Here is a 9579-nt window from a genome sequence, read left to right on the forward strand (position 1 = left end):
CCCCACCGGACCACGCCCTTTCCCCACCACCACCTTTTCCCCATCCCGTCGGCCCGCCCGGAGGCACCCGATGCGACAGTTCACCGCCGTCGTCAATCCCGCCGCGGGCGGATCCACCGGAGCGGCCGCGCTGCTCGCCCTCGCGCGTCTGCTCCGGGAGGCCGGCGCCGACCTGCACACGGAATACAGCCGCAGCCTGGCCCACGCACGGGACCTGGCCCGCGACGCCGGCCGGCGGGGCCGGGTGGTGCTGGCGGTCGGCGGGGACGGCATCGCCGGAGGCATCGGCGGCGCGCTGAGCGGCACCGGCGCGACCCTCGGCCTCGTACCGGCGGGCCGCGGCAACGACTTCGCCCGTGCCCTGGACCTGCCCGCCGATCCCGCGGCCCTGGCCCGGATACTGCTGCACAACGCACCGCGGCCGGTCGACACCATCGAGGTCGAGTCGGCCGTCCACGACCGCACCGTCGTCCTCGGCAGCGTCTACGCCGGTGTGGACGCGCTGGCCAACCGCCACGCCAACCGGTCCCGGCTGCTGCGGGGTTCCGCCTCCTACTACGCAGGCGGCCTGCGCGCGGTCACCGGCTGGCGGGCGGCGCGCTACCGGGTCACGGTCGACGGCGAGGAGCACACCCACACCGGCTACACCGTGGTCGCCGCCAACTCCGGCTACTACGGTTCGGGCCGCGTCATCGCCCCCGACGCCCGCGTCGACGACGGCGTACTGGAGATCGTGATGATCGCGGACGCCTCGCGGCTGCTGTTCTTCAGCCTGATGAAAGACCTCAGGACCGGCACCCACGTCCACCGCTCCCAGGTGCGGATCCTGCGCGGCAAGGAGATCCGTATCCTCGCCGACCGGGACGTCCCCTACGGGGCGGACGGCGAGGTCGAGGCGGTTCTCCCGGTGACCCTCAGAGTTCTCCCCGGAGCACTCCACATGCTCCGCTGACCGGCCCCGTGACCGCGTCCCGGCCCACGGCGATCGCCTCCGGGGAACGCGAGCGCACCGGGCGCGCCCGGCGAGAGGAACGGGGGACGACAGCCCTCGGGGAGGTCACTCGTGACGGTGCGTCAGGTCGGCTTCCCGAGGAACGACAACAGCGCCGCGTTGACCTCCTCGGCGTGTGTCCACAGCAGGCCGTGCGGGGCACCCTCGATCTCCACGTACTCGGCGCTCGGCAGTGCCTGGTGGAACGGGCGCCCCGTCGAGTCGATGGGCAGGATGTTGTCCGCCGTGCCGTGCAGGATGAGGGCGGGTACGTCGATGGCGGGGATGTCGCCCCGGAAGTCGGTGAACCACGTCATCGGCGCGGCCGCCGCCGCGAAGAATCCGCCCGAGGAAGCCGTGCACCAGCTGTTGCGGACGGCCTCCGGGCTGATCCGGCTCCCGAGGTTCTCGTCGAGGTTGTAGAAATCCTTGAAGAACGACGTGTAGAACGCGTACCGGTCCGCCTTCACCGACGCCGCGATGCCCTCGAAGAACTCGCGGGACGCCGCACCGGCCGGATTGTCGTCGGTCTTCAGAAGGAAGGGCTCCAGCGAGCCGAGGAAGGCCGCCTTGGCGATCCGGCCCGAGCCGAACCGGCTGACGTAGCGGGCGACCTCACCGGTGCCCATGGAGAACCCGACGAGTACGGCGTCCGAGACGTCGAGGGTCTCCAGGACCGTGTTCAGATCGGCGGCGAAGGTGTCGTAGTCGTAGCCCGACGTCGGCTGGCTCGACTGTCCGAACCCGCGGCGGTCATAGGTGATCACGCGGTAGCCGGCGTCGAGCAGCGCGGCGGACTGCTTCTCCCAGGAACGGCCGTCGAGCGGGAACCCGTGGATGAGGACCACTGGCTGTCCGGACCCGTGGTCCTCGTAGTAGAGCTCGATGTCGCTGGAGTTCTCGCGTCCCACGGTGATGTGAGGCATGGGCTTTCGTCTCTCCTCGGCTCGGTGTCGGACGACCCGGCCCCACTGCCCCGCCGGGGCAGCACAACCGGACGACCCCTCCAGGTTCGCGCGACCTGGGCGAGCCCGCATCCGGTCCAGGGCGTGCGGAGGGTCGTTCGGGGCGGCCCGGCACGGCATCCTCGTGCGCGGTCCTGGGCATGCATCGGGCGTTCGACGGCCCCCACGAGGAGTGATCCGTTCGATGAGCGCCACTACGCCACCGTCCGCACCCACCCCGACCGCTCCCGGCAGCCTGCCACTGATCGGACACGCCCACCGGCTCGCCCGCGACCCCCTCACGTTCATCACCTCACTGCGCCGGCACGGCAGCGTCGTCCGGATACGCATAGGCCCGAGCCCGGCCTATGTCGTCACCGATCCCGCGCTGACCCGCCGCGTCCTGGTCACCGACGCCGCCCACTTCGTCAAGGGCGGCAGAATCATCGAGGCGCTGCGGGTCTTCTTCGGCGACGGACTCGCCACCATCGCCGACGGCGACGCACACCTGCGCAACCGGCGCCTGATGCAGCCCATGTTCAGCAAGTCGCACATCGCCGACCGGGGCCACGCCATGATCGGCCAGGTGCGCACCCTGGTCGCGGCGTGGCCCAAGGACGCGCCGCGAGACGTCTACGCCGATATGAACACGACCGCTCTCGCCGCGTTCCTGGCCGCACTCTTCGGCACGGACCTGCCCGGTCACCTGGAGAGCGAGTTCACCGCGTTGATGCCCGAGATCATGAAGGGAACGATCCGGCAGACCCTCCTCCCCGCCTGGATCACCGGACTGCCGCTGCCCGTGAACCGGGCCCACGCCGTCCGCGTCGCCCGCCTGCGGACCCTGATAGACCAGGCCGTCGACCACCACTCCCACCGGGCACGGTATCCGGCCGCGGACGGCACCGGTGCGCCCCCGGCGGAATGCCCGCACGCGGCGTCGGCCCGGCGGACGGAGCGGACGGAGCAGACGGAACGGGCAGGCCTGTTCGCCGCCCTGCTGACGGCCGAGCCCCCGCTCACCCGTCAGCAACTGCAGGACGAGGCCATCACCCTGCTGACAGGAGCGATCGAGACCACCGGCACCACCCTGGCCTGGACCCTCTACGAGATCTCGCGCAACCCCGCGATCGAGCGTCTGCTGCGCGACGAACTGACCACCGTGTGCGGTGACCGGCCCCTGCGCCACGAGGACCTGGACCGGCTCGTTCACGCCCGGCGGGTCCTGCGGGAGGCGATCCGGAAGTACGGACCGGCCTGGATGGTGACGCGCACCGCCACCCGTGACATCGAACTCGGCGGCCACCTCGTCCCCGGGGGCGCCGACGTCGTCTGGAGCCCTTATCTGCACCAGCACGACCCGCGGGTCTTCCCCGAACCCGACGTCTTCGACCCGGACCGGTGGGCACCCGACCGCACCCCTGCCGCCGCGCGCGGCTCCTTCCTCGCGTTCGGTGACGGCCGCCGCAAGTGCATCGGCGAGAACTTCGCCTGGACGGAGCTCCAGATCATCCTGGCCACCGTTCTGCAGACCTGGCCCCGCTTCACCGTCACCTCACCCGCCCCGAGCGCCCAGGCGGTGGTCACCGTCAGGCCGGACAAGCTGACCATGACGTTCTCGCCCGCGACGTCCGGATGAGCCACACCTGCCGGGCCGGCGGCAGGAGGGGCCACCGGCCCGGCAGGTGCGAGGCAGAGGCACTCCGGGTTCAGCCGGCGTACACCCTGCCCTCCTTCACCACGTAGTGGACCGGGTCGGAGCAGCCGACGGACGGGGTGACCAGGAGGCTGGCCGTGAGGGACGCGGGTTCCGTGCCCGCTGTCGAGAACCGGCAGACGGCGCCCCTGCCGGTGAGCGGGTACCAGAACCAGCCGTCCACGTCGCCGACGGTCACGCGGTCGGACTCCTTCCAGGCGCCCTCGGACCGCGTGTACACCTGCAGGCGCACGGAGGCGGCGTATTCGTCCTCGGCCGAACGGAGCGCGGTCAGCGTGATCCGGTAGTCGGCGCCGAGGACCGACGACGCGATCTGCCGCTGCTGCGGCGCGGCGGGCTCCGCGTTCGACGCCCCGGCACCGGCGGCACCCAGGGCCGCCGCCACCAGAACGGTGAGCGCCGCGGCGGCGCCGCGGCGGGTGCGAGAACGAATCGGACTCATGCGGCTCATGCTGCTCCCCCGTTGGAACGAGTGCGAGTCGAAAGGGCGTGGAAGGGGTGTACCGTCCGAATACCGCCCGTCCAGGGAGGTTCCGTGAGGTTCACCGAGGAAGACACCCGGAACGGCACCGGGGTTGTACGGCACGGCCCCGGCCGCCCGCCGCACTGTGCCCGCCCGGTGAAGTCCCGGCTCCCGTGCGGCACGGTCACCCGGGACTGAGCGGCCGCCGTGCCCTGCAGGACGACCCTGCGCTTTTCGTCCCTCGGCCATGACATGCGTCTTCTGCTCGTCGTGTCCGGTGATTGAAACGATTCACATCCGTTCTTCGGTGATCCTGCGGACCCGGCGCGAGGTGTTACAAGGGGTATGACGGGGATTGAGGAGAGGTGAAGAACGGCCACGAGGGGCGAAGAATGGCCAAGTATGGCGAGGAAATTCCACCACTCGATCGTCAATGACGGGTTAATGTCAGTGTCAAGGAGCAGAATGATCATTGAAAGAGATCAACACCGGCGCCGCGCTGGGTAGACGGTCTCGAGACCCGGCTCCGGAAAGGCCCCAGCGATGCTCTTCACCGTCAACCAGACCCAGGACCGTCCGCGCGCCGGGCGGATGGCCGCCGGGCTCCGGGCGGCCCCCGCGCCGTCGTGCACCCCGGCCGGCACCGCCGGTGTCGACGTGCTGCGCATCATCTCCGACCCTCGTACCCCCAGCTTCGTCACGGTGTACGCGAACGGCCGCCGCAGGTACAGCTACTGGCGGCCGCTCGACTCGACCACGGGTCAGGGCGGCTGCTACGCAGCCCTGCCCACCACCGACTGCGACGCGCTGCACGCGGCTGGGAAGCTCGAGCTCGGGGACCCGGTCGTGGACCCGAACCGGACGACGTACCGGGTCAGCGCCTCCTCCACCCGGGTCGGTCCGTCCTCCCGGGCCCTGGCCGCGCCGATCCGCCCGGTGCAGGAGCGTCCCCGCGTGGTCCGGGCCGCCGCCCGCGTCGCCTGAACGACCCCGTCGCCCGGAAACGGCCGCAGGGCACACTCCGCGGACTGCGAGGGGAGGGGGAGGCGCGGCGCGGGGGAAGGGCGGCCGTCGGAGGCCGGCGGCAGCACACGGTGCGCGGCGGCAGGGACGCGCGGGGGCACCATGGGCGGCGTGACGAGGGCACACCGGGCAGGAACGGCACGCGGACGAGGGGCAGGTGTGAGCCGGGCGCTCGCCCTGCTCACCGTCATAGCGCCGGCCTGCTGCGGCGGCGCGGACCAGGCGGACACGGGGGCCCCGGACGACGCACATCCGTCGGCGTCCCGGCCCCCGGTGGCGCCGGGGGAGGACGGGACGGCCCTCCTCCACGTCGTGTCCGGCTGACGGCTCGTCAACCTGGCACGACCTTGTCGGGCGTGGTGGGCTTGCCGCCCCCGATACCCGCTCAGGTCCGGGGGCGGGAAGCTGCCAGGCGCCGGTGTCAGGCGATGGAAGCCGAAACGACCGCGGACACCGCGAGGTTGCAGGACGCCGTCACCCAGACCGCGGGGTGCGGTTCCGGGTCGACCAGGGTGCTGCCCAGACGTCCCGGCGTGATGAGGTCCACCACCAGGAACGCGACGGCCATCATGACCAGCCCCAGCAGCCCGAACGTGGCGGTCGACACCAGCCCCTTGCCGAAGTCCTCGTACGTCGTCCAGATGGACGTGAACACGATTCCGCCGATGCCGAGCAGTGCGGAGCTGAGCACCAGGGCGGCGTTGCGGTTGCGCTCCTCCCAGATCTGACGGCCGAGCTTTCCGGGCGTCAGCAGGTCGACCAGGACGATGCCGAGCACCAGCAGGACCAGACCGAGTGCGCCGTAGGCGGTGGCCCGGCCGAGTCCGTTGACGATGTCGCTCATGGGAATGCCGGCTCCGTAGCGTGAAGGATCGTGAGTGATCGCGGTCAAAGGCGAGCAAAATGTAGCGCACCCGTTCGACGCCCCGGTGAGTGCGGTCGCCGGGGCGGGTACGCAGGCGCGGTCGACCGCGGTGCGTGACCGTCAGGCCTCCCCGTCCGATTCTCCGCCGATGTCGTCCCGGCGGGCCACGAAGCGGGCAGATCCGTCGACGACGCGGTGGGGGGACGCGCCGCCGCCGTCGTTCGACTCGAAGAAGTGGCCGTCGGGATCGAAGGCGACTCTGCGGGTGATCCCCTGCCAGGGCCGGCGCAGCAGTTCGGCGCCCGGTCCTCCGCCGCGGTGTACGCCTCGTCCGCCGGCGAGGTGCTCGGGGAAGATGACGGCGACCGGCTGGCGGACGCCCCGCCGCCCCTGCCCGCCCGCTCCTCGGACGCCGTCGGGGAGGCGGAACTCCCGCCCGTCCGCTCGGTACATGCCTCCAGCGGCATCCTCGCCACCACGGTCACGACGGGTCCGTGCGTGACCGCGCCCCCCGCCCGCTGCTTCGAACGGTCGGTTCCGTTGGCGTGGGCGACGTGGCGCATGGCGAACGCTTCGGGTAGCAACTCACCCTGAGACATGAGCTCCTGATGTTCACGGAGGTCGGCGGCCGGCGTCCGTGAGCGAGGGGCGGACTGCTGGTCCGTACCAGGGTATTGACGCCTTCTTACCTCACGACTTGAATCAAGGGGCGCACACCCCCCACAACCTCGGTCGGCGCGCCCGTAGATGCGGGCCGTCGTACGGAAGGGAGAGCCATGTCCTCTCCACGCACGCTGCGCAGATGGCTGACCGCCGCTCTGTCCGCGGCTCTGATCGCCTCCGCCGCGGTCGGCACCGCCCAGGCGGAACCGACGGACACCGCCACCTCCACCACCGCCACGTCGGCGTACGGTGCCGAGGCCGCCGCCGTGACGTTCTCGGACACCTTCGACGGGCCCGCCGGCACGGCGGTCGACTCCTCGAAGTGGCAGACCGAGACCGGCGACAACGTCAACAACCACGAACGGCAGTACTACACGTCCGGCAACCGCAACGCCGCCCTGGACGGCCAGGGGCACCTGGTGATCACGGCCCGTAAGGAGAACCCGGCCAACCACCAGTGCTGGTACGGCACCTGCCAGTACACCTCGGCACGTCTGAACACCGCGGGGAAGTTCACCGCACAGTACGGGCACATCGAGGCGCGGATGAAGGTCCCGCGCGGTCAGGGCATGTGGCCCGCCTTCTGGATGCTGGGCACACCGGTCGACTGGCCGGACTCGGGCGAGATCGACATCATGGAGAACGTCGGTTTCGAGCCCTCCACGGTCCACGGCACCCTCCACGGCCCCGGCTACTCCGGTTCGGGTGGCATCGGCGCAGGCTACACCCTGCCGGGCGGCCAGGCCTTCGCGGACGGTTTCCACACCTTCGCCGTCGACTGGGCGCCGGACTCGATCACCTGGTCCGTGGACGGCAACGTCTACCAGACCCGCACACCCGCCGATCTGGGCGGACGGTCCTGGGTGTTCAACAAGCCGTTCTTCCTCATCCTGAACCTCGCGGTGGGCGGCTACTGGCCCGGCGACCCCGACGGCTCCACCGTCTTCCCGCAGCAACTCGTCGTCGACCACGTGTCGGTGACCACCGGGGACTCCGCCCCGGGCGCCGCCGTCAGGGGCCTGGCCGGAAAGTGCGTCGACGTCGCCGGGGCGAATTCCGCCAACGGCACCCCGGTACAGCTCTACGACTGCAACGGCAGCTCCGCCCAGCGGTGGACCGTGGGCTCCGACGGCACGATCCGCGCGCTCGGCAAGTGCCTGGACGCCACCGACAACGGGACCGCCGACGGTACTCCCCTCCAGCTCTGGGACTGCACCGGCGGACCCGGCCAGCAGTGGACGGTCACCGGCGCGCGCGACATCGTCAACCCCCCGGCCGACAAGTGCCTGGACGTGACCGGCAACAACGCGGCCAACGCCACCCGGCTCCAGATCTGGACCTGCACGGGCGCCGCGAACCAGAAATGGACAGTGGGCTGAGTCCCGACGGGCTCCGGCGGGACCGTGGCTCCGGTGGCGGTCCCGCCGGCCGCTGTGCTCGCCGGATGCGTGCCCCCCGCTCGGCCTCGGGCTGGACCATGGCGGTCTTCGGAGCACTCGCCGCCGCTCTGGGGACCGCGGGTCTGATCGCACCGGCCGCCCAGTTGTCCCTGCTCGGCCTCGAGGCCCCGGACCTGCGGGGGAGCGGCGACCTCACACCGGCCTTCGTGACGGCGTCCTCGATGGCGGCACTCAACATGGGCGTGTACTACGTCCTGGCGGCGCTCGCCGACTGGCGGGCCTTCTTCCGGTGGACCGTGCCGTTCAGACTGCTGACGTGCGCGGTGTTCACGGTCGCCGTGATCAACGGGCGGGCGCCCGGGGCGTTCATCGGTGTCGCCGTGTGGGAGGGCCTCGGCGCGGTCGCGACCGGTGCGGCGCTCCGGTACGAACGGCGCGCCGACGCGAGGAAAGGACCGGGGCCGCGACGCCGCGCCCTGCCCGCGGCCCTCCACCACGACCGTCTGGCGGCTGAGCCGGCTGAGCCGACCGAGTGAAATGCTGTCGCTGCGCGCCGACCACACCGTGGGCAGCCACCGTCTCACCCGGGACGACTACGCGGTCCGCGGCGACGGCACCGCGCTCGACACCGTCGGCCTCTGCACCACGGGGCCGAGAGCGCCCTGATCCGCGACCTCTACCTCTACCGCGCGCGCGACCCGCGTGGCCCCGTGCACGGGGCGTGTTCCGGCGAGCCGACAACACGACGATAGTTGTTTTGCCTTTCTTTTGCCTTCGGGGAACATGGTCGCAGTGGCGTCCGTTGACCAGGCGGACCGCTCCATCCGGGCCTGACGACCGGTACCGGAAAAGACAGCAACAGAAGCCGAGGTGGCACCAGTGGCGATGTGGGACCGGGTCAAGGACCAGGCCAAGGCGCTCCAGCAGTCCCAGGGCGCGAGGCCGGGAGGAGGGCAGCACGGGAATCCCGGGCCGGGACAGGCCGGCGGTCATTCCCGCGGCTCGTCCTCCGGCGGCTCCAAGGCCCAGCTGATGGGGCTGCTGAAGTCCCAGCTGGCGTCGGCGAAGACGGAACTCAAGAGCGGCGCCTACCGGGACGCGAGCATGGCGATGTGCGCGCTGGTCGCGGCCGCCGACGGGTACGTCGAGCCGGCGGAGCGGCAGCGCGTGGAGGAGCTGATCGTCTCCAACGAGGTCCTGCAGAACTTCCCGCCGGACCAGCTCCGCAAGCGCTTCAACGAGCACGTGGACCAGCTCGTGGCCAACTTCGAACTGGGCAAGGCGAGGGCCCTGCAGGACATCGCGAAGGCGTCGAAGAAGCCGGTCGAGGCACGTGCGGTCATCCAGACCGGCATGGTCATCGCCGGTGCCGACGGCACCTTCGAGGCGACCGAGCAGTACGCCATCCGCGAGGCCTGCGCGGCCCTGGGCATCTCGCCCGCGGAATTCGGAGTCTGAGGGCCCCTCGGGCCTTCCGGGCCCCTCACACCGCTCCTGCCGCGAGCCCCGGAGC

Annotated in this window: 12 protein-coding genes; 8 read left to right on the top strand and 4 right to left on the bottom strand. The window is 71.3% G+C overall.

Annotation, left to right across the window (positions count from 1 at the left end):
• Nucleotides 1-70: 70 nt before the first annotated feature.
• Entirely contained in the window at nucleotides 71-952 is an 882-nt protein-coding gene (locus ACFWVE_RS11370) for a YegS/Rv2252/BmrU family lipid kinase (protein WP_384011034.1), read from the top strand.
• Between the two features lie 122 nt (nucleotides 953-1074).
• On the opposite strand, the gene ACFWVE_RS11375 is transcribed toward ACFWVE_RS11370, so the two are convergent.
• Nucleotides 1075-1917: an alpha/beta fold hydrolase gene (locus ACFWVE_RS11375; RefSeq protein WP_384011039.1), complete on the bottom strand. Its 843-nt coding sequence runs from the start codon at nucleotides 1915-1917 to the stop codon at nucleotides 1075-1077.
• A gap of 223 nt (nucleotides 1918-2140) precedes the next feature.
• Between ACFWVE_RS11375 and ACFWVE_RS11380 the strand changes: the two genes are divergently transcribed.
• A complete protein-coding gene (locus ACFWVE_RS11380; RefSeq protein WP_384011042.1) occupies nucleotides 2141-3574 on the top strand; it encodes a cytochrome P450 in 1434 nt (477 codons plus the stop codon).
• 70 nt (nucleotides 3575-3644) lie between these two features.
• Here the strand turns inward: ACFWVE_RS11380 and ACFWVE_RS11385 are convergent, their stop codons facing one another.
• On the bottom strand, nucleotides 3645-4094 hold the full coding sequence (locus ACFWVE_RS11385; RefSeq protein WP_384011045.1) for a hypothetical protein: 450 nt from the start codon (nucleotides 4092-4094) through the stop codon (nucleotides 3645-3647).
• Between the two features lie 564 nt (nucleotides 4095-4658).
• Between ACFWVE_RS11385 and ACFWVE_RS11390 the strand changes: the two genes are divergently transcribed.
• Nucleotides 4659-5099 (top strand): hypothetical protein, encoded by a 441-nt coding sequence (locus ACFWVE_RS11390; protein WP_384011048.1) that lies wholly within the window; start codon nucleotides 4659-4661, stop codon nucleotides 5097-5099.
• Nucleotides 5100-5297: 198 nt separating this feature from the next.
• Entirely contained in the window at nucleotides 5298-5462 is a 165-nt protein-coding gene (locus tag ACFWVE_RS11395) for a hypothetical protein (RefSeq protein ID WP_384011053.1), read from the top strand.
• A 97-nt stretch (nucleotides 5463-5559) separates the two neighbouring features.
• Here the strand turns inward: ACFWVE_RS11395 and ACFWVE_RS11400 are convergent, their stop codons facing one another.
• On the bottom strand, nucleotides 5560-5982 hold the full coding sequence (locus ACFWVE_RS11400; protein WP_384011055.1) for a DUF350 domain-containing protein: 423 nt from the start codon (nucleotides 5980-5982) through the stop codon (nucleotides 5560-5562).
• Nucleotides 5983-6123: 141 nt separating this feature from the next.
• Entirely contained in the window at nucleotides 6124-6456 is a 333-nt protein-coding gene (locus ACFWVE_RS11405; RefSeq protein ID WP_384011059.1) for a hypothetical protein, read from the bottom strand.
• Nucleotides 6457-6779: 323 nt separating this feature from the next.
• On the opposite strand from ACFWVE_RS11405, the gene ACFWVE_RS11410 reads away from it, so the two are divergent.
• The 4 genes from ACFWVE_RS11410 (at nucleotide 6780) to ACFWVE_RS11425 (ending at nucleotide 9524) form a co-directional block, all read left to right on the top strand.
• A complete protein-coding gene (locus ACFWVE_RS11410; RefSeq protein ID WP_384011062.1) occupies nucleotides 6780-8045 on the top strand; it encodes a ricin-type beta-trefoil lectin domain protein in 1266 nt (421 codons plus the stop codon).
• A 65-nt stretch (nucleotides 8046-8110) separates the two neighbouring features.
• The gene (locus tag ACFWVE_RS11415; RefSeq protein ID WP_384011065.1) at nucleotides 8111-8602 is read left to right on the top strand and encodes a hypothetical protein; all 492 of its coding nucleotides are present in this window, start codon (nucleotides 8111-8113) and stop codon (nucleotides 8600-8602) included.
• Nucleotide 8603: 1 nt separating this feature from the next.
• The gene (locus ACFWVE_RS11420) at nucleotides 8604-8732 is read left to right on the top strand and encodes a hypothetical protein (protein ID WP_384011068.1); all 129 of its coding nucleotides are present in this window, start codon (nucleotides 8604-8606) and stop codon (nucleotides 8730-8732) included.
• A gap of 213 nt (nucleotides 8733-8945) precedes the next feature.
• The gene (locus ACFWVE_RS11425; RefSeq protein ID WP_384011084.1) at nucleotides 8946-9524 is read left to right on the top strand and encodes a tellurite resistance TerB family protein; all 579 of its coding nucleotides are present in this window, start codon (nucleotides 8946-8948) and stop codon (nucleotides 9522-9524) included.
• Nucleotides 9525-9579 lie beyond the last annotated feature (55 nt).

Source organism: Streptomyces sp. NPDC058632, from assembly GCF_042717095.1.
Taxonomy (GTDB): Bacteria; Actinomycetota; Actinomycetes; order Streptomycetales; family Streptomycetaceae; genus Streptomyces.

Coding starts and splice junctions, on each gene's coding strand:
- ACFWVE_RS11390 (WP_384011048.1), top strand. CDS start 4,659: ATGCTCTTCACCGTCAACCAGACCCAGGACCGTCCGCGCGCCGGGCGG.
- ACFWVE_RS11385 (WP_384011045.1), bottom strand. CDS start 4,094: ATGAGTCCGATTCGTTCTCGCACCCGCCGCGGCGCCGCCGCGGCGCTC.
- ACFWVE_RS11410 (WP_384011062.1), top strand. CDS start 6,780: ATGTCCTCTCCACGCACGCTGCGCAGATGGCTGACCGCCGCTCTGTCC.
- ACFWVE_RS11415 (WP_384011065.1), top strand. CDS start 8,111: ATGCGTGCCCCCCGCTCGGCCTCGGGCTGGACCATGGCGGTCTTCGGA.
- ACFWVE_RS11380 (WP_384011042.1), top strand. CDS start 2,141: ATGAGCGCCACTACGCCACCGTCCGCACCCACCCCGACCGCTCCCGGC.
- ACFWVE_RS11375 (WP_384011039.1), bottom strand. CDS start 1,917: ATGCCTCACATCACCGTGGGACGCGAGAACTCCAGCGACATCGAGCTC.
- ACFWVE_RS11420 (WP_384011068.1), top strand. CDS start 8,604: ATGCTGTCGCTGCGCGCCGACCACACCGTGGGCAGCCACCGTCTCACC.
- ACFWVE_RS11370 (WP_384011034.1), top strand. CDS start 71: ATGCGACAGTTCACCGCCGTCGTCAATCCCGCCGCGGGCGGATCCACC.
- ACFWVE_RS11405 (WP_384011059.1), bottom strand. CDS start 6,456: ATGTACCGAGCGGACGGGCGGGAGTTCCGCCTCCCCGACGGCGTCCGA.
- ACFWVE_RS11400 (WP_384011055.1), bottom strand. CDS start 5,982: ATGAGCGACATCGTCAACGGACTCGGCCGGGCCACCGCCTACGGCGCA.